Annotated in this window: 26 protein-coding genes and 1 pseudogene; 11 read left to right on the top strand and 16 right to left on the bottom strand. The window is 57.1% G+C overall.

The genetic code is table 11. From position 1 onward, the window contains the following. Positions 1 to 13: 13 nt before the first annotated feature. The 8 genes from LF252_RS05950 to LF252_RS05915 all read right to left on the bottom strand — a co-directional run bounded on the left by LF252_RS05950 (position 14) and on the right by LF252_RS05915 (position 3,959). On the bottom strand, positions 14 to 403 hold the full coding sequence (locus LF252_RS05950) for a hypothetical protein (protein WP_226268632.1): 390 nt from the start codon (positions 401 to 403) through the stop codon (positions 14 to 16). After that, entirely contained in the window at positions 400 to 693 is a 294-nt protein-coding gene (locus LF252_RS05945) for a hypothetical protein (RefSeq protein WP_226268631.1), read from the bottom strand. Before LF252_RS05945 ends, LF252_RS05950 begins: the two co-directional genes overlap by 4 nt. Positions 694 to 735: 42 nt before the next feature. Next, positions 736 to 2,100: a hypothetical protein gene (locus tag LF252_RS05940; RefSeq protein ID WP_226268630.1), complete on the bottom strand. Its 1,365-nt coding sequence runs from the start codon at positions 2,098 to 2,100 to the stop codon at positions 736 to 738. A gap of 269 nt (positions 2,101 to 2,369) precedes the next feature. Next, entirely contained in the window at positions 2,370 to 2,708 is a 339-nt protein-coding gene (locus tag LF252_RS05935) for a hypothetical protein (RefSeq protein ID WP_226268629.1), read from the bottom strand. 11 nt (positions 2,709 to 2,719) lie between these two features. Continuing rightward, positions 2,720 to 3,049, bottom strand: coding sequence for a hypothetical protein (locus tag LF252_RS05930; RefSeq protein WP_226268628.1), 330 nt, complete (start codon positions 3,047 to 3,049; stop codon positions 2,720 to 2,722). Positions 3,050 to 3,051: 2 nt separating this feature from the next. After that, entirely contained in the window at positions 3,052 to 3,366 is a 315-nt protein-coding gene (locus tag LF252_RS05925) for a hypothetical protein (RefSeq protein ID WP_226268627.1), read from the bottom strand. 12 nt (positions 3,367 to 3,378) lie between these two features. Next, the gene (locus LF252_RS05920) at positions 3,379 to 3,669 is read right to left on the bottom strand and encodes a hypothetical protein (RefSeq protein ID WP_226268626.1); all 291 of its coding nucleotides are present in this window, start codon (positions 3,667 to 3,669) and stop codon (positions 3,379 to 3,381) included. Positions 3,670 to 3,701: 32 nt separating this feature from the next. Then, positions 3,702 to 3,959 carry a hypothetical protein gene (locus LF252_RS05915; protein ID WP_226268625.1) on the bottom strand — a complete coding sequence of 86 codons (258 nt, stop codon included), beginning with the start codon at positions 3,957 to 3,959 and terminating at the stop codon, positions 3,702 to 3,704. 287 nt (positions 3,960 to 4,246) lie between these two features. Between LF252_RS05915 and LF252_RS05910 the strand changes: the two genes are divergently transcribed. The 11 genes from LF252_RS05910 to LF252_RS05860 all read left to right on the top strand — a co-directional run bounded on the left by LF252_RS05910 (position 4,247) and on the right by LF252_RS05860 (position 10,756). Beyond that, positions 4,247 to 4,684 (top strand): helix-turn-helix domain-containing protein, encoded by a 438-nt coding sequence (locus LF252_RS05910; RefSeq protein ID WP_226268624.1) that lies wholly within the window; start codon positions 4,247 to 4,249, stop codon positions 4,682 to 4,684. A gap of 30 nt (positions 4,685 to 4,714) precedes the next feature. Continuing rightward, positions 4,715 to 5,002 carry a hypothetical protein gene (locus LF252_RS05905; RefSeq protein ID WP_226268623.1) on the top strand — a complete coding sequence of 96 codons (288 nt, stop codon included), beginning with the start codon at positions 4,715 to 4,717 and terminating at the stop codon, positions 5,000 to 5,002. Positions 5,003 to 5,448: 446 nt separating this feature from the next. Beyond that, on the top strand, positions 5,449 to 5,832 hold the full coding sequence (locus LF252_RS05900) for a hypothetical protein (RefSeq protein ID WP_226268622.1): 384 nt from the start codon (positions 5,449 to 5,451) through the stop codon (positions 5,830 to 5,832). Positions 5,833 to 5,858: 26 nt separating this feature from the next. Beyond that, the gene (locus tag LF252_RS05895) at positions 5,859 to 6,485 is read left to right on the top strand and encodes a toll/interleukin-1 receptor domain-containing protein (protein ID WP_226268621.1); all 627 of its coding nucleotides are present in this window, start codon (positions 5,859 to 5,861) and stop codon (positions 6,483 to 6,485) included. 10 nt (positions 6,486 to 6,495) lie between these two features. Beyond that, positions 6,496 to 7,932: an SIR2 family protein gene (locus LF252_RS05890; protein ID WP_226268620.1), complete on the top strand. Its 1,437-nt coding sequence runs from the start codon at positions 6,496 to 6,498 to the stop codon at positions 7,930 to 7,932. 1 nt (position 7,933) lies between these two features. Continuing rightward, the gene (locus tag LF252_RS05885; protein WP_226268619.1) at positions 7,934 to 8,422 is read left to right on the top strand and encodes a TIR domain-containing protein; all 489 of its coding nucleotides are present in this window, start codon (positions 7,934 to 7,936) and stop codon (positions 8,420 to 8,422) included. 125 nt (positions 8,423 to 8,547) lie between these two features. Next, the gene (locus tag LF252_RS05880) at positions 8,548 to 8,994 is read left to right on the top strand and encodes a hypothetical protein (protein WP_226268618.1); all 447 of its coding nucleotides are present in this window, start codon (positions 8,548 to 8,550) and stop codon (positions 8,992 to 8,994) included. Position 8,995: 1 nt separating this feature from the next. Further along, entirely contained in the window at positions 8,996 to 9,448 is a 453-nt protein-coding gene (locus LF252_RS05875; protein ID WP_226268617.1) for a hypothetical protein, read from the top strand. A gap of 1 nt (position 9,449) precedes the next feature. Continuing rightward, complete coding sequence (locus LF252_RS05870) at positions 9,450 to 9,836, top strand: hypothetical protein (protein ID WP_226268616.1); 387 nt, start codon at positions 9,450 to 9,452, stop codon at positions 9,834 to 9,836. A 49-nt stretch (positions 9,837 to 9,885) separates the two neighbouring features. Then, entirely contained in the window at positions 9,886 to 10,302 is a 417-nt protein-coding gene (locus tag LF252_RS05865) for an STAS/SEC14 domain-containing protein (protein WP_226268615.1), read from the top strand. Between the two features lie 43 nt (positions 10,303 to 10,345). Beyond that, positions 10,346 to 10,756 carry a hypothetical protein gene (locus LF252_RS05860; RefSeq protein ID WP_226268614.1) on the top strand — a complete coding sequence of 137 codons (411 nt, stop codon included), beginning with the start codon at positions 10,346 to 10,348 and terminating at the stop codon, positions 10,754 to 10,756. Between the two features lie 513 nt (positions 10,757 to 11,269). Here the strand turns inward: LF252_RS05860 and LF252_RS05855 are convergent. From LF252_RS05855 to LF252_RS05820, 8 genes and pseudogenes are all read right to left on the bottom strand, one after another. Next, positions 11,270 to 11,416, bottom strand: a complete 147-nt coding sequence (locus tag LF252_RS05855) for a DUF4113 domain-containing protein (protein ID WP_226268613.1) — start codon at positions 11,414 to 11,416, stop codon at positions 11,270 to 11,272. A 533-nt stretch (positions 11,417 to 11,949) separates the two neighbouring features. Then, positions 11,950 to 12,294, bottom strand: a complete 345-nt coding sequence (rplT, locus tag LF252_RS05850; RefSeq protein WP_125423859.1) for a 50S ribosomal protein L20 — start codon at positions 12,292 to 12,294, stop codon at positions 11,950 to 11,952. Positions 12,295 to 12,447: 153 nt separating this feature from the next. Further along, positions 12,448 to 12,642 (bottom strand): 50S ribosomal protein L35, encoded by a 195-nt coding sequence (rpmI, locus tag LF252_RS05845; protein ID WP_226268612.1) that lies wholly within the window; start codon positions 12,640 to 12,642, stop codon positions 12,448 to 12,450. Between the two features lie 183 nt (positions 12,643 to 12,825). Beyond that, positions 12,826 to 13,383 (bottom strand): annotated as a pseudogene (infC, locus tag LF252_RS05840) (translation initiation factor IF-3); the annotation flags it as partial. Between the two features lie 230 nt (positions 13,384 to 13,613). After that, positions 13,614 to 15,578, bottom strand: coding sequence for a threonine--tRNA ligase (gene thrS, locus LF252_RS05835; protein WP_226268611.1), 1,965 nt, complete (start codon positions 15,576 to 15,578; stop codon positions 13,614 to 13,616). A 116-nt stretch (positions 15,579 to 15,694) separates the two neighbouring features. Then, a complete protein-coding gene (locus LF252_RS05830) occupies positions 15,695 to 16,765 on the bottom strand; it encodes a tetratricopeptide repeat protein (RefSeq protein ID WP_226268610.1) in 1,071 nt (356 codons plus the stop codon). A gap of 111 nt (positions 16,766 to 16,876) precedes the next feature. Then, positions 16,877 to 17,734, bottom strand: a complete 858-nt coding sequence (locus LF252_RS05825) for a tetratricopeptide repeat protein (RefSeq protein ID WP_226268609.1) — start codon at positions 17,732 to 17,734, stop codon at positions 16,877 to 16,879. Positions 17,735 to 17,880: 146 nt separating this feature from the next. Further along, positions 17,881 to 20,658, bottom strand: coding sequence for a DNA gyrase/topoisomerase IV subunit A (locus LF252_RS05820; protein ID WP_262904880.1), 2,778 nt, complete (start codon positions 20,656 to 20,658; stop codon positions 17,881 to 17,883). Between the last annotated feature and the right edge of the window lie 68 nt (positions 20,659 to 20,726).

Raw genomic sequence — 20,726 nt, 5'->3', positions numbered from 1 at the left:
CTCACCTGCCGGCTCACAGCTGAAAATGCGCCTGCAGGTTCAGCGCTTTCTGGTTTAGCTTCAGGTACAGGGCCCCGAACGCCGGGCGCTGGGCCACGGTCGGGGCAAACAGCTCGCCCGCAACCAGCAGGGCATTGAGCTGCAGCAGCTCATCAAACTCCACCCGCCAGCGGCGGGGCTTGCGCCCCAGGCGGGCCGTGCGGGGCCAGGGGCCGCGCAGCAGCCCCTCCAGCCGCTCGCGCACCCGCAGCGTCGCGCGGATGCTCATGGTCTCCTCCAGCAGCAGGGGCCGCTGGCCCGAGCGCCAGACCAGCAGCCGGTGGTACATGCTCAGGGCCCCGTGCAGGGCCTCGGCCTCGTCGTGGTAGAGGTCCACGCGTTGCTCCAGCGCGCGCAGGTTCATACCAGTCGCACGCCGTTCTGCACCCACACCTCCAGCTGCGCCCCGCTCTGGTTATCGTAGATGCGCAGCTCCTTGATGGGCGAGCCCCAGGCCTTGTCCAGCACCCGGCTGCGAAAGCCCCGGATGCCGTAGCGCAGCGGGTCGTCCACTAGGTAGCGGCCACTGGTATCGTAGGAGTGAAAGGTTTTTTTAGCCCCGTTCTGCCACACCACCCAGGCGCGGGTGAGGGCCGTGGCGGGCCAGCTGGCCGGAGCGGAAACGGAGGGAACGGCGGTGACGGTGGCGGGCATACGGGTAGGTCGGTAAAAAGAAATGGGAAAACGTGAGTCGGGTTAGGCGGGCGTGAAGCCCAGGTGCTCCAGGCGGGCGGCCAGGCAGTGCAGCCCCGCCTCGCCGGCCAGGCGGCGCACCAGCGTGCGGTGGGTCCAGTGCAGGGTTTCCAGCGAGAGGCGCCTAGCCCGGTCGGAAGCCTGCACGCGCAGGCCCCGGTCCAGGTCGCGGCGCTGCCGGATTTCGCGCTCGGCGCAGTCCAGGGCCTTGTCCAGGGCCGTCAGACCGCCCTGCTTGCGGTTGACTTTGCGGGCCAGCCACAGGTGGGTGCGCGCAAAGCCGTTGGGGTTGCCGGCGTCGAAGTAGCCGCGGCCGGTGTGCACCTCCGCCCAGGGCAGGGCCGGGTACTTGTCGGGGTGGCGCTGGAAATACCAGTAGGCCTGGTCCACGCGGCGCAGCAGCTGCTCGTGCACCCGGTCCCAGTGCGGCTCGGGCGTGGCCTCCAGCAGGGGCCGGTACTGGCCCTGCCAGATGGCCAGCTTGGCCCAGCGCTGCTCCAGCTCCGAGAACGGGGGCAGGCCGGCGTAGAGCATGGTGCGGGCATACTGGTAAAACCGGCTGACGTAGGCCCCGGCCCGGGCCAGGCGGGCGGCCTGGGCCGGGGCCTGCTCCGGCGGGGCAAGCCGGGCCTGCCGGGCCGCCGCCCGCCCCTGGTGCCGCCCTTTCGCCGCCTGGCCGGCGGCGCTGCCCGGGGTCTGGATGCGGCCCTCCGGTTCCAGTAAGGGGGTTCCAGCTGCGGAGGCGGGTGCCAACTTATCCACTCGCCCTACTTTCTCTTGCTGAGATTCTAGTGGTTCAAGAACCTCAGTAAGCGAAAGATTCTTATGGTTGGCCCCCGAAAAAGCGGGCGCGGCAGTGGGCGTGGAATCGGCCTCCCCGGCCGGCTGGGGGCTTTCCACGGGGGTTTCCCACACAAAGGCGGGATTCAGCCACAGGTGAAAGTTGGCGCGCGTGCCGCGGAACTTGCGCGAGAGGATCAGCCCGCAGGCCTGTAGCTGCTTGAGGTGGTGGCGCATGGTCACTTCCGAGAGGCCGCGCTGCTCCATGAGCTTGCGCGCATTCACCGGCAGCGGGGGCAGCTGGCAGCGGCCGTCCGCTCCCACCAGCGCCTCGCTGAGCACGGCCTGACTGAGCAGGCGCTGCACCAGGCGGCGCACCCAGCGAATCAGGAGCAGCCCGGTTTGCTTGGCCCCGTCGCAGACGGCTTTGGGCCGGGTCAGAATGGTTGTGGCCGGCCGGGCCACGCCGTTGACGGTGTGGGCGGCGCGGGTGTGCACGCGGGGGCGCTGCTGCTGGCGCAGGCTTTCCACCAGGCTGTGCCAGGACAGGCGAATGTGCTCAAGGGAGAGCAGCGTAGGACGAAGCATCGAACCAGGACGAGTGTTGTGAATGTGTACTACATGCCCGAAGGCACCAATAAGAAGGCCGGGGCAAGTCCGGCGGGCGGGTATTCCCGTGCGGACGGCCGCTGGCCCGGGCTGCGATGCAGACCCTCCGTGCCCCCAGCCAGCGCGAGCTGGCCCGGTCCCGTAGCTTGTTCCCACCCGCTGGGGGAACGGTCGGCTTCGTGCGCCTTCTGGGCGCGGCCGATGGGGGCAGTAGGTGCAGTAGGTGTGCGGGGGGCGGGAAAACGTGGCTAGGCCGCCTGCCGTCCTTCGTTGAGGGCGGCGGCAATGGCCGCCAGGCGCGCGGTGAGCCGCTGCTCGTCGGCCTGGAGTAGCTGCTCCTCTTGCGGGAAGCGGCCGGGGTGCTGGCGGGCCACCGAGAGCAGAAAGCGCACGGAGTTCAGCTGCTCCGTGAGCTGGCCGCGCTCCACCAGCAGCTGGGGGCGGCGCACGCCGGCAGGCGGGCGCAGGTGCTCCAGGCCGAGCAGGTGCACGGGCTGCTGGTACTCCGAGAGCAGAAAGTCGCGGAAGGAGCGCGGGGGGCCGGCGGCGGGCCGGGCCGTGTAGAGGGCGTAGGCGGCAGTAGCCATCACAATCGGGGTTAGGAGCGTTTCAGGCCCATGGACTCGGCAATGGAGCGCTCCTGCCGGGGCAGGCGCTGGCGGCCCCGGGCCGGGCGCGCCGGCTTCTCCCCTAGCTCGGCCCGGGAAAAGCGCCACTTGAGCAGGTGACGGCCCCGGCCGGGGCGCGGGGTGGCGTAGGGAGCCGCGCGCAGCTCCTCGAGCACCGTCTGCTCGGTGAGCGTCTCGCCCAGGAGCTTACCCAGCACCTTGCCGATGTGCTCGGTGGTGTACTCGCTGGTGAAGGGCGGCGTGCCGAAGACCAGGGCCAGGGCGTGGGCCACGGGACTCAGGGAAGCAGAAGGCGTCATGATCAGGCGGCAGTAGGCAGTAACAGCTGAAACTCGCGGCGGCAGTCGGTCCAGTCGATTTCCCGAATGCCGCTGGGCAGCTCGGGCACGAGCAGCACCTCCTGGTGGGTGGTGCCCTCCTGCCGGGCCGTGCGCAGCTCCGGGGGCATGGTGCCGCGCACGTACACGGTGAGGTGGCCCTGCTGGTAGCTGTAGCCCAGAATGGGCTCGGGGGCGGGCACCAGGGCGGCCCCTTCCGGGAGCTGCTGCACGCGCACGCGCTTGCCTGTGCGGGCATCGGTGAGGGAAATCGGCGGAAAGAATAGCTGTTTGGACATGGCCGGGGCGGGTTAGGCACGCGTGGCAGAATCGGGAAAGGCGGGGGCCTCGGTGGCCGTGGCCGTGACCAGGCGCAGCTCCCCGCGCAGGGCCGCCCGGCGCTGCTGCTCGTAGCGGCGCACCAGCGGGGTTTCCTCCCGGTACTCCGGGTGAGTCAGGTCAATTTCCTGGCAGCGGCGCTCCAGCTCGTCCAGAGACGTGAGCATCACCACGGCCGGGGGCAAGAGCGTGGTGGTCAGGCGCGCCAAATCGCGCAGGCAGGGGCGGCGGGCCGGGGCCGGGGGCTCAGTGTTGAGGTGCATAGCAAGCGGGGGGTATAGGTGAGAAACGGGGACTACTTCTCGAATAAGGGGGCCGGGGCGTGCTCCGGGCGCAGGTGCGCGGGCACGGCAAACTCCGGCAGGGAGTGCTCCACCAGGGCCAGCAGATCGGGCAGGCAGGCCACTTTGCCCTGCTTGACGTGCGAGAGACGCGTGGAGGCCGAGGCGTACTGCTGGCCGTAGCCGGCGCGAATGGCCCGGTCCACGGCGAAGTGCGGCAGGTCCTCACAGACCAGTGCGAGTAGGGCATAGTATTTCTGCTTCTCCGTCATGGCAATGGGGAAAAAGAGTAGATTTGAAACGCGTATGTATGGCTTCTGAGTAGGCAGAACTACCTGATAAAGTAGGCTGTTGCTACCTCTTACCGCAGAGAAGGCATCTGCTGAATTGGCCCCTCACTGTGTTTGGACAGATTGGCTAACTGTTGCTTTACTTAGCACCGAATACGTACAAATGTACGCGTAAGATTTTCCCATAGTCAACATTTTGACTAAAATAAATCACCATTTTGTTGAGAAACGGAAAAAAAGAGACGGTAGAAGCTATACACCAGCGATTTATGCGCGCGCATGCTCACCTAATTCAAATGGACAGAGTGGGCAGTTTGAAAGACTTCTGCCAAAATGTGGGTATCTCTTATAGCAACTGGAGCAAGTACGAGAGAGGAGAAAGACACATCGATTTGACGAACATCGTCAAAATGATGAATCACTATGACATCTCAATTGAGTTTTTGATGCAGGGTAGAGAGCCCATTGATGGCTTTTCTGTCATGCTTAACAGACAAAAAAGTCAATCCACAGTTGATCGGTATATTGATATAGACACTGGCAAGGAGCATCCTTGGCCGATTGTACCATATCCTAATAAGAGGGCAAAACTTGAGAATGAACTACAGTTGGCCCAAGAGAAAATAGACCAGCTCAGTAGCCACCTGAAGGACAAAGAGCGGATAATACAGCTTTTAGAACAGCAGTCAAACAGGGAAAAAGAGTAGATTTGAAACGCGTATGTATGTCTTTGCCCGATGCTAGCTCCTGCCCTGCTTTCTGAACTCCAAACCCTGGGGCAACGCCTCATGGAAGCCACGGAGGCCGAGGAAGCGGGGGGCCGGGGGCCCCTGGATGCGGCGCAACGGTTCTTGTTTACCTACCTGCCGCAGGAGCCCGCGGTGCCCCACCGGGCCGACGAGCTGCTGGAGCTGCTGGCTCCCTCGCCCCACGTGCATCACTCGTGGGCGGGCCAGCGGCAGCTGGTACTGGAGGGGCTGACGCTGCTGCACCAGGTGTGGCTGCGTGAACCTCCTCAAGGGTGAGCAGCCGGGCCTCGGCCAGCGGCTCCCAGCTGCCGAGCAGAAAGGCCACGTCCTGCGCATCCCGCACGAGCAGACGGCCCGTGCCCGCCCGGAAGGGCCCGTAGTACGCCTGGAGTTCCAGCGTCCTCTTGCCCGCGCGCGTGTCGTGCTGGTAGAGGGCCAGAAACGAGGTCAGGCCGGCACTGATAGCCGAGCCCTGCACGGACACCTGGCCCGTGGGGGAATACAGCTCGGAGCTGGCAAAGCCATGCGCCCGCAGCAGTATCAGAATCGGCTGGCTCAGCTGGCGGACGTTGTCGGGGCAGTACGGGGCGAGGTCTTCCATCGTGTTTGGACGATTTGGCTGCCGGTTGCTTTACTTGGGCAGCGAGTACGTACAAACATACGTCAGATTAGAAATAAAATACACCCAATCACAAATAAAAATTTGTGATTAGCACTTTAATATGTCTGAAGGCACTATCAATCAGCGTCTTAGGGATTTGATAAAGGCTCTTGGCTTGAATGTCAGAAGCTTCAGTATCAAGTACAACCTTAAAGAAGGTACAACGCGGAACTACACTGATAGAAACTCGCTGCCTAATGCAGACTATTTATCAGCGCTGCTCCTTTCGATTGAGAACTTAAATCCCGCTTGGCTCCTACTCGGCCGTGGCGAGATGTTTCTCGATGGAGCGGCCGAGGTGCAGGTGGTGGATGCGAAGCGTGGGGATACCTCAGATAGTGAGCATCAGATAAAGACGCTTCAACGCGAGGTTGCTCTACTGGAAGCCCAGCTCCGGGATAAGGAGCGGATCATTCAACTGCTGGAGATGCAGGTAAAGAAGTAAATACAATGCTTAATTCATTATAAAAAATGGCCCTTTTTTCAAAGACTAATCTCAGACAGAGAGGCAAAGAAGAAATATCAAAAGTCTTATTAAAATCCCAAGACAGGCTTTTTAGCGAGCAATACAAAGGCAAAGTATTAATTAACGAATCAATAAAGCTTCAACTTTCAAAACAAGATAAAATATATGACATATTTCTTTCACATAGTTCAAATGACGTAACAGAAGTAGTCGGCTTGAAATACACATTAGAAGATTTAGGTTACAGTGTCTATATAGATTGGATAGATGATCCTGAGTTAGATCGAAGCAAGGTCAATAAGCATACAGCATCTCAGCTAAGAGAACGTATGAAATCCTGCAAATCTTTGTTTTATGCATTCTCACCTAATTCCTCCAACTCAAAATGGATGCCTTGGGAATTAGGTTTTTTTGATGGACTAAAAGGTAAATCTGCTATACTACCAGTAACAGACAACACTGACTATTCCAACAAGTTTATTGGCAGTGAATACTTAGGATTATATTATTATGTCACCATTCAACCCAACATTGCAAGAGAAGTCAAACTATGGATAAGGTCATCTGACAAAGAATATGTATTATTTGACAATTGGGTAGACGCAAACGAAGAACCATCACAAAAATCCTAATTTCAGAAAGATGATTATTGACCAGGAATCGTTCATCAAAAAATACGTTGAACATATTGAAGAAGGCGATGCAGCCTTATTCATCGGCGCAGGTATGTCTGTTAGCCAAGGATTCGTTGATTGGAGATCTTTATTAAGAGAAATTGCTGACGACCTTAAACTTGAGATTAATAAGGAGTATGACTTATTATCTGTTGCACAATTTCACTTCAATAAGTTTGGTAGAAATTCTATCAATAAAAAAATAATCGACGAATATAGCAAAAAGGCCGTTGAATCTAAGAACCATCAGATCATAGCAAGAATTCCAATTGACACAATTTGGACAACTAACTACGACAAACTTATAGAGAAGAGTATAGAAAAAGCTGATAAGCGAGCTGATGTAAAAACAACAGTTAGTAGTTTAGCTAACAATAAAAAGGGCAGAGACGTTACTGTGTTTAAGATGCATGGTGATGTTGACCGCCCTGAGGAAGCTGTGCTGATAAAAGATGATTATCAATCTTACCATATAAGAAGACAAGAATTCACCAACACATTAGTTAGCCATTTTATAACTAAAACTTTTTTGTTTTTAGGTTTTAGTTTTACTGATCCAAATATTGACTATATATTAAGTCGTGTAAAGTTAGAAATTGACAAAAATGCAAGGCCTCATTATTGTATAATTCGAAAGGTTAAACAAGAGGGAGAATATAAGAAAAAAGCTGATTTTGAATATGCAATTCGAAAACAAGAGCTTCTTATTGAAGACCTAAGACGATTTAACATACACACAGTCCTAATTTCCGAATACTCGGATATAACAAATATATTACTTGAAGTAGAAAGACGCTATAAACAAAAAACAATATATATATCTGGTAGTGCAGTAAGATTTAATACTTACAGCCAAGATGAAGCAACAAATTTTATCCATAATCTTAGTCATAGCTTAATTGAAAAAGGATATAATATTGTCACAGGATTTGGATGGGGAGTAGGAAGCGCAGTGATTAATGGTGCTTTACAGGCGATATACTCTGATTCTCAAAAATATTCTGACAAACAATTAACTATTCGACCATTTCCTCAATTAGTTATAGGAGAGCTTGATAAGGACACCTTATGGCATGAATACAGAGAAAGAATGCTTAATCTTGCGGGAATTGCCATTTTTCTATTTGGCAATAAAGAAAAAGGTGATGAAATTATCAACTCTGATGGTGTCAGAAAAGAATTTGAAATAGCAAAAAAACAAAATATACTATTGCTTCCTGTTGGCGCAACTGGATATATGTCTTTCGAACTATGGGAAGAGGTTTACAATAATCTCAAATATTATTTTCCTAGTCGTTCAAAAGTATTTAATACACTATTTACATCACTATCTAACAACACAATACCACTTTCTTCACACTTAGAAACAATTCATAAAATACTTTCATTAATAAAAAAACCCTAAAATGGCACGACGTGTATTTTTCAGCTTTCATTTCCAACGAGATTCACATAGAGTTTCTCAAATAAGAAACTGCAATGTTATATCCAATCATTTTGAAGAAGTTCCTTTCTTAGATCATGCAAAATGGGAAACCATTGAAAGGCAAGGTGATACAGCTATAAGAAACTGGATCGACAGTAATATGCATGGTGCATCTGTTATTGTAGTTTTGGCTGGATACGAAACGTATAACCGTAGATGGGTCAAGTATGAGCTTGAGAAGGCTCATTCAGAAAATAGAGGAATTGTGTGTATTGATATGGCAGGTATGAAGAATATGTTTGGACACATTGATCCAAGTGGAATAAACCCTCTTGCAACCGCAAAGGACTCTTCTGGGCGGTCATTGGCTTCTCTTGGCAAATACAAAACATACAGTTGGCTTGGAGATTTAGGTCGGTTTAACATTGATGATTGGATTACGGCAGCTGCTGAAAATGCAGGTCGCTAAAGTCTTTACCACCTTTTGTTGCTAGCCTGATATTGCTACAATAAAGGCTACCTTATCTTAGGTAGCCTTTATTGTAGCAATATCAGGCTGATGGACGTGTATTAGATCCAAATCTCGAATCTACTATGCCCGCATCCCTACGCCTCCTACTGCTGCTGAGCCTGCCGCTGCTGCTGGTGGCGTGTAAGGAGATAGCCGCCGAAGAGCCCCCGTTTGCGGACAAGACCGGCAACCTGCTCGGCGCGTGGCAGCTGGAGCATCAGGTAGTCACGCACTACGACGAGCAGGGCAAGGTGACGTCCCGCCGCTTGGAGCCACGCCGCCCCAACAGCTCCGGCGTGCAGGCCGTGGCCTTCACCGATTCCACGGTGCAGCTCGAAGAGTTCGGGCTGCTCAAGACCACCCGCTACACCCGCAGCAGCGATACAATCCGCATCAAGGGCATTTCCACCTGGGTCATCCAGCGGTTGACCGCCAAGGAGCTGGTGTATCAGGAGGAGCAGCGCTACTACCTGGCCCCGCCCCCTGCGCCGTTCAAGCGCCAGGAGACGGTCTATTACTTTGTTCGATGATATGCAGCCATCCCTACGCAAAGACTACCTGATTGCCGCCAGCCTGTATTTCGTACTCCTGGTACTGTACCTGGTGCCTGCGCTCTATCTCTTCTTGCCGGAGCCTATCGGCCCGGCGCGTCACGCCAACATTCCGCTTTCGGAGGTACTCGGGCCAGTGCTGCTGACCGTCTTCATGCAATTCGCACTGGCTATTGCCCTGGGCCTGGGCATCCGTGCCGGTAAGCCATGGGCAAAAGTCGTCTACGCACTGCTGCTTGCCTACGCAGGCTACGTTTTTGCCCGCGCCTTCCCCTTTTTCCTCCAGCACAGCGCCTGGACTATGACGAAGGAAGTAGTTGCCCTGGCCCTGATGTTGGGCGTGGGTTTCTTCCTGTTCCGCCAGCAGCTCACGCGCCGCCCGGCTCTTGCTCAGGCGGGCACGGTGGGGAGCGGGCGCAATCATGTGAGCTGATATGGCCGTTACCATACCCAAAAATGACCACCGCGCGGTGTGGCTGCTGCTTACCAGCCTTGCTCTTGTGTTGCTTGGCTACGCGGTGTTTCCCACGGCTGAGCGCGCTGTGGACTACTCACTTGGGTACCTGCTCAGCCTGTTAATCACGCTTGTTCCCATTGGCATAGTCTGCTGGGCGGTGTGGCGGGGTGCTTACGGGGTCAAGCTCCTGGTCATTGGGATGAGTCTGTATGAGTTTGTCAAACCTCTTTTTCACTTCTCAAGGCTACAAATCCCTCCGTTTACGCCGCAGTTTATAGTCCTGACGGTTTCGCTTATTCCTTGGATGGCGGCCGTTATAATTCTTGCCCGCGACCTGCTGCGCCGGCCAAGTGCCACGTCGTAATCTGGTATCTTCGCGCCACTCCTTGTTCGCTTCCCCCCTAGCCCATCCCATGCCTGCTGAACTAGTTAACGGCTTTGGTAAAGTATACCTGACCATCGACTACGACCCGACGAATCACTGGGTCTACAATAACTGGATCGGGTATCAGACCTACACCGGCATCATTGCCGGGGCCGATGCCTGCCTGCCCACCTTGCAGGAAAACGCCTGCGCCTACCTGCTCAACGACAACCGCCAAGTGCTCGGCCCCTGGGACCACGCCGTGGAGTGGATTGTGACCAACTGGGCTCCGCGCGCCATTGACGCTGGCCTCACCCACTTCGCCCATATCGTCAGCCCCGAGTCGCTGGCGGCTCAGTCCGCCACGTCCATGCTGCTGGGCTTCGAGGGCCAGCTGCAGATGCATATGTTTGATAACCTGCCCGAGGCGCAGCAGTGGCTGCGTCAGGCGCAGCCGGCTTCCTAGTCCATCGCCTGTTTACACGTTTGTTTACTTCTACCCCACTATCATGAAACACCTCTTTACCCTTCTGCTCGGCATCTCCCTGGTGGCCACCTCCTGCGACACCGATTCGCCGAAGCCGGCCTCGCCCGAGTTGGTCGGCCGCTGGAATGCTCAGGGCTCCACGGGCTTTACCTACAACGCGGCCGGTCAGCTCCTGAGTGAGGACAAGGTACTGGACCAGACCTTTTACCTGGAAATCAAGCAGGACTCGATGCACTACCGCAGTGTTCGGGATGGCAGCTCCCAGGGCAGCCACGCCTACACCCGGCAGGGCAACACGATTACCTATGGCCGCAATGCCTACCAAGCCAGCATCATTACCCTGGATGAGCACCACCTGACCCTGCGCTTCCCTGACCCGAATCGGAAGGCGGGCGCCTCGTACCAGGAGGTGGAGGATCATTATACGCGCTAGGCTGGAAAGCTTCGCCAGTAGCTCCGAACGGCTGCAGGAGTACGCGGCGTATGTGCGGCTGGAGGATCTTACGAAATAATATATGCCCCCTACAACATACCCTAGCACACGCTCTAATACCCGAATAGCGTTTTACCTGTATGTTATTCTGATGGGTGTGAACATGGCTATCAATGCCTACACCTTCTTCTCTATACTGGACCCCGTCCTACGCAGGCCCGGCTCCGACAAACTTCTTCTCCTGCTCTTGCTGGTAACGTGGGTTCTGATTCTGAGTCTGACTATTTGGACGGGCGTGGGCATGCGAGCGGGCAAATTGTGGGCAAAATTGCTGTTTCTAGTGTACGCTGGTGTGACGTATTATTTCATTCTGCGCCAAGTACCAGGCCTTTTGAATTCAACACTTAATTATCCAGCCGTAGCGCGCAACCTATTTGCCTTTCTGCTAATTCCTGGCATCATCTATTTCTCCTTCAGAGATACCTTTCGACCAAAGAATACAGCGTTCTAGCTTCACCCCCGAATACAGAGCAGATCCTCCCACACGGTCGTATAGGCCGGAGTCTGAAACTGGCTCTGCCCCACCCACGGCAGCACGTAGGTGCCCTTCTGGGGCAGGGCCGCGGCAAAGCGCACGGCCCCGGCCCCGAAGCGCCGCACCGGCCAGGGCCAGTAGCCCGGCGTTTTGCCTGGTTGCGTAGTTTGGTGATACAGGTGGTAAACTTGTCGTTTCGGGCTCCTGTACGGGGCATCACGGGTATCACACTTTTATCACAGACGTGCTAAAAACCTGCATCGCATCATCCATAAAAATGCCCTTCACAGGCTGGAAACGGGCTTCCTTTAGTGTGTTCACTAATTCAACTCTCGTCCCCGCTACATACAAAAACGGCTTTTCCAAAACGGAGAAGCCGTTTTTTTGTGCTTGTTATTCTGAGTATATCTGCTTGTCAGTGATAAATAATCCAGTTTGAGTCACCTCCTATTGACTTGCAGAGCAGGCCCACCTCTGCTTTAAAATGTTTAGGGGGTAATTATGTATGCATTGCAATATTTCCGTGTAAGGTTTAGATTAACAAGCAATTTGAATTATGCTCTGTCGCTGATTATTGCTCTCGCATAGTACTAGAAAAGCAAAAGCGCCCAACTCCTTTCGGGGTTGGGCGCTTTGCTAAAGCAGCTGTACGTACCGCTTACTTAATTTTCTCCACGATGCCTTTAAAAGCCTCGGGGTGATTCAGGGCGAGGTCGGCCAGAACTTTACGGTTCAGCTCGATACCAGCCTTTTTCAGGCCGCCCATCAACTGCGAGTACGACATGCCGTGCTCACGGGCACCAGCGTTGATACGCTGGATCCACAGGGCACGGAACTCACGCTTCTTAACCTTACGGTCACGGTAAGCATAGAGCAGGCCTTTCTCAACGGCGTTTTTGGCAACGGTCCATACGTTTTTGCGACGGCCATAATAGCCTTTCGCCAAACGCATTACTTTTTTCCGACGGTGGCGCGAGGCCGCGTGGTTTACACTTCTTGGCATAACCAGAGTTGTTTTTGGCGGCCGGCGGCGGACAAATCTGCCGCAGCTTGGAGTCTACCGGACGCCTGGTGAAAAATGGGTTGTTTGTTATTGGTAATTCGTTTCTGGCTGTCGGTTGATCAAGTCCGCCGAAAACCAAAAACCAGCAACCAATTACAGGTTGAGCATGTCCTTCACGCGGTTCATGTCGGCCGAGGAAACCAGACCAACGTGCGTGAGGGCACGCTTCTGCTTAGTGGTTTTCTTGGTCAAAATGTGGCTTTTGAAGGCATGCTTGCGCTTGATCTTGCCCGTGCCGGTCAGCGAGAAACGCTTCTTGGCGCCGGACTTGGTCTTCATTTTCGGCATTGTGGTGGTGATAAAAGGTGAAAAACTGCGGCGGTCGGCTGCCTAGGGCCGGTGCGCCAGCGTAAAAGTGGAGCCGAAGCTCCGGAAAAGCTATTCAGCAGCCTTATCGGCGGGAGCAGCGGCAGGTTTAGCTTCCTTGGGAGCTTCTTTACCCCCTTCCTTCGGGGCAGCAGCCTTGGCCGGTTTAGCCGGAGCCACAGCTTTCGGTGCCAAGTAGAGGAACATACGCTTGCCTTCCAGCTTGGGCAGTTGCTCTACCTTGGCCAGATCTTCGAGGGCCTGAGCAAACTTAAGCAGCAGGATTTCGCCCCGCTCCTTAAACACGATGCTACGGCCCACAAAGTGCACGTATGCCTTGATTTTGGCTCCCTCACGCAGGAATTCCTGCGCGTGCTTCAGCTTGAAAGCGAAGTCGTGGTCATCGGTGTTAGGTCCGAAACGGATTTCCTTGATGACTACTTTGGTTTGCTTAGCCTTCAGCTCGCGGGTTTTCTTCTTCTGCTCGTACTTGAATTTCGAGTAGTCGATGATGCGGCACACCGGTGGCACGGCCGTAGGCGAAATTTCCACCAAGTCCAGGTTTTGATCCTGCGCCATGCGGCGGGCCTGGTCGGTGGAATAAATGCCCTGCTCCACGTTGTCGCCAACGAGGCGGACTTCACGGGCCGTAATCTTCTGGTTGATTTTAAACGGCTCCTCGACCTGGGTGCGAGGGATATAGCGGCGGTTTGGGGTAGCTATGGCGTTTTCTCCTTAAGGTGAAAGTCGGTTTTGTGCGTGATTGACCGGACACGAAATGGCCCGTATGGGTTCAATCAGCGGGCGAATATCCGGCTTTTTTTCCAAACGCTCAAAAAAGACTATATAAAATTACGCTCCAGAACTGGCTAAAAACAATGTAGCCCCCCGTTTTCAGCTGGAAAACGGGGGGCTAGGCAACATCAAGTAAGCCGATTATGTGACTGGTCGGACTAGTGGGCTTCAGCGGCAGTTACTTTGCCGTCCATCATGTCGTTCACTTGCTGCTGGAAGCTGCTGATGAACTCGGAAATGGGCATGCTGCCCACGTCGCCCTGGCCGTGGCGGCGCACCGATACCACGCCTTCGGCCTGCTCCTTCTCCCCTACGATGAGCATGTAGGGGATTTTGGCCACCTCCGCGTCGCGGATTTTGCGGCCGATTTTCTCGTCGCGGTGGTCAACGGTGCCGCGCAGCTCGGCCTGTACCAGCGAGTCGTACACGTGCTGTGCGTAGTCGTGGTACTTCTCCGAAATGGGCAGTACGGCAAACTGCTCGGGCGAGAGCCAGAGCGGGAAGTTACCGCCGCAGTGCTCGATGAGTACGGCCACGAAGCGTTCCAGCGAACCAAACGGGGCCCGGTGAATCATTACCGGCCGCTGGCGAGAGTTATCGGGGGCTACGTACTCCAGGTCGAACCGCTCGGGCAGGTTGTAGTCGACCTGAATGGTACCCAGCTGCCACTTGCGGCCCAGCGCGTCGCGCACCATGAAGTCGAGCTTGGGGCCGTAGAAGGCGGCTTCACCCAGCTCGGTTACAGTGTTGAGGCCTTTCTCGGCCGCCGCTTCAATGATAGCTTGCTCGGCTTTAGCCCAGTTCTCGTCGGTGCCGATGTATTTGGCTTTGTTTTCCGGGTCGCGCAGCGAAATCTGGGCGGTGAAGTCGGGGAAATCGAGGGCGCGTAGTACGTACAGCACGATGTCAATCACCTTCGTGAATTCCTCCTTCACCTGGTCGGGGCGGCAGAAGATGTGGGCATCGTCCTGGGTGAAGCCGCGTACCCGCGTGAGGCCGTGCAGCTCACCCGATTGCTCGTAGCGGTACACCGTGCCGAACTCGGCCAGACGCACCGGTAGGTCGCGGTACGAGCGGGGCTTCGACTTGTAAATTTCGCAGTGGTGCGGGCAGTTCATGGGCTTGAGGAAGAACTCCTCGCCCGGGTTCGGCGTCTTGATGGGCTGGAACGAGTCGGCGCCGTACTTCTCGTAGTGGCCGCTGGTCACGTACAGCTCCTTGGAGCCGATGTGGGGCGTAACCACCGGCGAATAGCCGGCTTTCACCTGCGCCCGGCGCAGGAACTGCTCCAGCCGCTCGCGCAGCGCGGTGCCCTTGGGCAGCCACAGCGGCAGACCGGCCCCCACCTTCTCCGAGAAAGTGAACAACTCCAGCTCCTTGCCCAGCTTGCGGTGGTCCCGGCGCTTGGCTTCTTCCAGCTTCTCCAGGTACTCGGTCAGCTCCTTGGCTTTGGGGAAGGTGATGCCGTAGATGCGCGTGAGCTGCTTATTTTTCTCGTCGCCGCGCCAATACGCCCCGGCCACGTTCAGCAGCTTTACGGCCTTAATGGGTGAGGTATCGGGAATGTGCGGCCCGCGACAGAGGTCGGTAAAATCACCCTGCGTATAGAACGTGATGGAGCCATCCTCGAGGCGCTCCAGCAGGTCGAGCTTATAGGGGTCCTGCTTTTCGGTGAAGTAGGCAATAGCATCGGCCTTACTTACCTCACGGCGCTGATATTGGCTTTTTTTCTTGGCCAGCTCCAGCATCTTCTGCTCCACGGCGGGCAGGTCGTCGGTAGAGATGGTGCGGCCTTCGCCCAGGTCGATGTCGTAATAGAAGCCGTTTTCGATGCTGGGGCCGATGCCCAGCTTCACGCCGGGGTACAGGGCTTCGAGGGCCTCGGCCATTAAGTGCGCCGAGGAGTGCCAGAACGTGGACTTACCGTCGGGGTCGTTCCAGGTGAGAATGGCCACCTCAGCATCGTGTTCGATGGGGCGGTGCAGGTCGCGCACTTCGCCGTTGACGCGTACGCCGAGGGCATTGCGGGCGAGACCTTCGCTGATGCCGGCGGCAACGTCGTAGCCCGTGGCGCCATCTACAAACTGGCGCACCGAGCCGTCGGGGAGGGTGATATTGAGCATAAAATGGGGTTTGTGGCTATACAAACAGCCGTGAAGCCGCAAGTTAGTTGTTCGTTTTTAGTTGTTCGTTGTTCGATTCTAGTCGGAAGGAGAATTGAACAACGAACAATTCCTATCTATAACCCTGGCTGCTGGGCCTGAATAGGCTCAATGGCTTCGACGGGGGCCGGGCGCGGGGTTTCGTTCACGATAAGGCCCCGGGCCCGATTGCCTACCTTCCACACTTTGTAGGTCCAGTGCCGGTTGCCGGGGTTTTCGGCCACCAACTGGCGGTATTGGTCGGTGGCTTCGGCCCAGCGGGCCAGGCTTTCCAGGCTCTCGGCCAGCATCTGGCGGGCGTTTTCGAGGCGGGGGGCGCGGCGCAACGCGCGTTGCAGGTGCGGGATGGCCTGCGCGTACTGCCGGGACTTGTAGGCGGCCAGCCCCAGGCGGTAATCGGCGCGGTAGAAGGTGGTGTCCAGCTGCACGGTGCGGGCGTAGATGCGGGTGGCGCTGTCGGGCAGGTTCTGGAGCTCAAACTGGCGGCCGTAATCGTACCACAGCGGGCCGTAGGTGGGGGCCACTTTCAGGCCACGAGCCGCGTACTGGGCGGCCTGGGCCGGCTGCCGGAAGGCGTTGAGCAAGAAGGCCAGCTGGTGCAAGGTTTCGGGCTGACGAGGGTCACGGGCGAGACTGGCCCGCAGGTAATCCAGGGCCTGCACGGTATCCTGCAAGCCCACATACGCTACTCCCTTGTAAAACAGGGCCGCCGCCAGATCAGGCTCCTGCTGCAGAGCCCGGTCCAGCTGGTCCAGCGCATCCTGGTAGCGCCGGGTGGCCAAGTGCATCTCTCCTACCAGCAAGTTTAGATCAGGCGAGGCAAATCCGCGGCGGGCAGCTTCGTCGGTGGCGGCCAAGGCCGATTTGATGCGTCCCTGAGCCCGCAACGCCCGGGCTTTGGTGAAATAGAAATTGCCCGGCGCGTCATCCAGCTCCAGGGCTTGATTGATGTCCTGCAAGGCCGCATCAACCTGCCCGGCATCCAGCCGAAAAGCCGCTCGCCGGGCGTACAGAGAGGCGTTGCGGGGCTGGCGCTGAATGGCCCCATCCAGCTCCTCCGCTTGGATACGCGGACCACTCTGCACCGTTTTCAGGTTCACCATCTTTTCCGGTAGCTCCTCGGGCGTGTCCGAGCACCCGGCCAGCATACCGGCAGTCAGCAGAAGAGGAAACCAAAACAAACGCACGGCAGGCACAGCGGGAGACGGCAATAACATAGACCGGCACAAAGATACGCCCTCTTTCGGGGGAATTAGGGCTCAGAGCTTTTTGAGGTGACGATGCACCTGCCGGCGTAGTTTCCGGTTCAGTAGCTCCAACATGCGGCGGCAACGGCGGCTGGTTTCCAGCTCATCCACCGTTACGGGCGTCAGCGTCACGGCTTCCTGGAGCACGGCCGTGGCCCGGGTTTGCTGCCCCCGGTTCAGGTACACGCGTGCGAGGTCATAAGCGTACTGGATGCGGTGGGGGTCCAGCTCGTGGGCTTTGCGCAGGGCATCAATAGCCATAAACGTGCTGGCCCCGGTAGGCATGCCGCCCAGAAAAACACGGCTGAAAATCCGCTCCAGAATGTTGTAGTGGTCGACGCGGTAGTGCCAGCGGCCCAGCAGTTGCCAGGCATCCGACCACTGGGGGCGCAGCTCCGTGGCCCGGAACACGTGTTCCCGCATTTCGCGGTAGGCCAGCAACCGGCCCCGGGCCGTGAGCAACGGGGCCTGCGTAGCCAGGCACAGAGCCTCAGCATAATGCCCCTCGGCCCCGTTGGGCCGCACCACTAGGGCGCGGTTGGCATACAGGCGGGCCGCGGAGAAATACGCTGACTTCCGGGTTTCATCGGTGTAGCGGCTGCCAATGCGGATGCTGAGCACGGATGCCTGCCACAACGCTTCGTACGTAGCCGGAGCTTTGCTTAGTACCTGCTCATACACAGCCAAGGCCTCCGATTCGTGGTATTCGCTCTGCAGCCGAACCGCCTCGGTGAGTAGCCGGTCAATCGTAGGGTCGGGTGAGGCGGCCGCTACCGAAGCTGTCTGCGAAGCCGACTGCGCCTCGCTCAGTGGTATTGCCCCCCACCCCAACAGTATCCAGCAAATCAAGGCGCGACCCAGTGGCGGCATAAAGGCGGTGAGAAAATGAGGGCTACAACTGGCTGTTCAAAAGCAACAGCGGATAACGGCCGTAAAGTTGTGCATTCAGAAACAAAATGGCCGCTCAGACTAGATGAGCGGCCATTTTTATTCGGGTTCACCCGAAATTCAGGGACCTAGAACAGCTTAAGCTGCGACTTGGGTGTTTTCAGCACGGCCTGAGCCTGGGCAATGTCAGCGTCCGAAATATCTACCGGGCCGGTCAGCTCGGCTAGCGGCGCGGCCGCCGGCGCAGCGGCCGGGCGCGGAATGGTGGCCGGGCCAGCTTTCTTTTTGGCCGCTTTGCGCTCGGGCTCGGGACCTTCGTCGGTGAGCAGCGTGACGGCGTGCACCTTGAAGTAGTTGAGCTTGTTGCCCTGGGCCTTCCAGCCTTTCACGTCGATAAACTCGTGCAGAAGCAGCTTTTCGGTTTCTTTGTCGGCCTTTTTGTCGCGCTGCAGCTTCACTTCCACCTCCGGCTCGGGGTTGGCCGTCACGGCAATCAGCTTTGAGCCCTTGGTTTCAGAAATGAATACGAAGCGCTTGTCGAGGGTGCTGGTTTCAATTTTGAACCGCTTCACGAAGTAGGTTTTCGACTCGCCTTCCTGGTACACGGCCGTCAGCACGGTGTCGGATTCCAGCTTGCGCAGCAGCACCATGTTGGCCATATCAAAGTGCAGGGCTAGGTCCGGTGACTGCAGGTCGTAGCTGCCATCCTTGAACACGCGCAGAAGCGTGTCATCGGTATCGAAAGCACCGAGGTAGCGGCCGTGGCCGGCGTGGTTGAGGCGGCCCACTACGCTGTCGAAGAAGGTTTCGCGCCCGCCCAGGGTGGAGTCGCCCAGGCTTTTCTGCACGATTTTCTTGATGGGCTGCTTGGTTACGATGTTGCCCATTGAGCCCTTACCCTTGATGGCCAGCTCGGCAAAATCGAAATCAAACTGCTTCACGCGGGCCGCTGCCTTATCCGAGAGCTGCACGCTCACTACCTCCGACTCGGAGTTGGGGTTGGCCGTGAGGTACAGCGTTTTGGTACCCTTGGTGCCCTTGGTGAGGTCGTAGGTTTTGTCGCGGGTGATGCCCGTTACCAGGAAGCGCTTGGCGAAGCTGATGCCCGACGCCCCATCCTGGTAAATCATATTGTACACCAGCCGGTCGTCGTTCTTGTTGTACACGCCCACGTGCAGGATGTCCTTGCCCACGAAGGTTTTCTCGGCAATCTTGCTCACCATGAACGTGCCGTCGCGCCGGATACTGATGATGTCGTCCAGGTCGGAGCAGTCCACCACAAACTCTGCTTTTTCGTCCTTTTTGAGGCCGTAGCCCACAAAACCGTCCTGGCGGTTCACGTACAGCTTCTGGTTGGCAATAGCCACTTTCTGGGCCGTTACCACGTCGAAGGTGCGCAACTGGGTTTTCCGCTCCCGGCCGGCGCCGTACTTCTTCAGCAGCCCCTCAAAGTAGTTGATGGCGTAGCGCGTGAGGTTGGCCAGGTGGTCGGCCACTTCAGCCAGCTCGGTTTCCAGGCGCTGGATGTACTCCTCAGCCTTAAAGCCGTCATACTTCGAAATGCGCTTGATGCGGATTTCTGTCAGGCGGGTCAGGTCGTCCTCGGTAATGGCGCGGCGCAGCACAATGCGCTGGTCGTTGGCCTTGGGCTTCTCCCCGTCCACGCGCACAAACTTGCGCAAGCCGGCGTCAATAGTCTGCAGTATATCCTCCCAAGTTTCGCACTCCTCAATTTTGCGGTAGATGCGGTTCTCGATGAAAATCTTCTCCAGCGAAGCCGAGTGCCACTTTTCCTGCAGCTCGTCCTGGCGGATTTCCAGCTCCCGCTCCAGCAGGCGCACGGTTTTCTGGGTGCTCAGGCGCAGCATGTCCTCCACCCCCACAAACCGCGGCTTCTCCTCAATAATCACGCAGGTGTTGGGCGAGATGCTGATTTCGCAGTCGGTGAAGGCGTAGAGGGCGTCCATCGTCAGGTCGGGGCTGACCCCGGCCGGCAGGTGCACCTGAATTTCCACCTCGGCGGCGGTGTTGTCCACCACCTTTTTGATCTTGATTTTATTGGCTTCCGAGGCCTTCACGATGCTTTCCATCAGCGCCGTGGTGGTGGTGCCGTACGGAATGTCGCGGATGGCGAGCAGGGTTTTATCCACCTTCTCAATGGTGGCGCGCAGGCGAATTTTGCTGCCACGCAGGCCGCCGTTGTAGTTGGTGACGTCGCAGAGGCCACCGGTGGGGAAATCCGGGAACAGCTGAATGTCGCGGCCCCGTAGCACGTCGATGCTGGCCTTGCACAGCTCCCGGAAGTTGTGGGGCATAATCTTAGTGCTCAGGCCCACGGCAATGCCCTCCACGCCCTGCGCCAGCAGCAGCGGGAATTTCACGGGCAGCGTGGTGGGCTCCCGCTTGCGGCCGTCGTAGCTCATCTGCCACTCCGTCACGTCGGGGTTGAACACCACGTCGAGAGCAAACTTGCTGAGGCGGGCCTCGATGTAGCGCGGCGCGGCCGCCCCGTCGCCGGTGCGGATGTCGCCCCAGTTACCCTGGGTTTCAATCAGCAAATCCTTCTGGCCCAGGTTCACCATGGCATCGCCGATGCTAGCGTCGCCGTGGGGGTGGTACTGCATGGTTTGCCCGATAACGTTGGCCACTTTGTTGAAGCGGCCGTCGTCCATTTCCTTCATGGCGTGCAGAATGCGCCGCTGCACGGGCTTGAGGCCATCCTCAATAGCGGGCACGGCCCGCTCCAGAATCACGTAGCTGGCGTAGTCCAGAAACCAGTTCTGATACATGCCGTTCACGGTAGCCACGTCGTGAATCATCTCGCCGGGCGCAAACTTGGGCTCTTCCTCGGGCGCGGGTTCCTCCTCGGCAGCCAGCTCGGCGGTGGTTGATTCTATAGCCGCCATTTCCAGCAATAGCTCCCCATTCTCATTTACGCTGAGTTGGGTGGCAGCTTCATCGGCCGGGTCTGGGG

It is taken from the genome of Hymenobacter pini, from assembly GCF_020421205.1.
Taxonomy (GTDB): Bacteria; Bacteroidota; Bacteroidia; order Cytophagales; family Hymenobacteraceae; genus Hymenobacter; species Hymenobacter pini.
The sequence above is the reverse complement of the archived record's forward strand: the minus strand, read 5'-3'. Positions and strand labels throughout refer to the sequence as shown.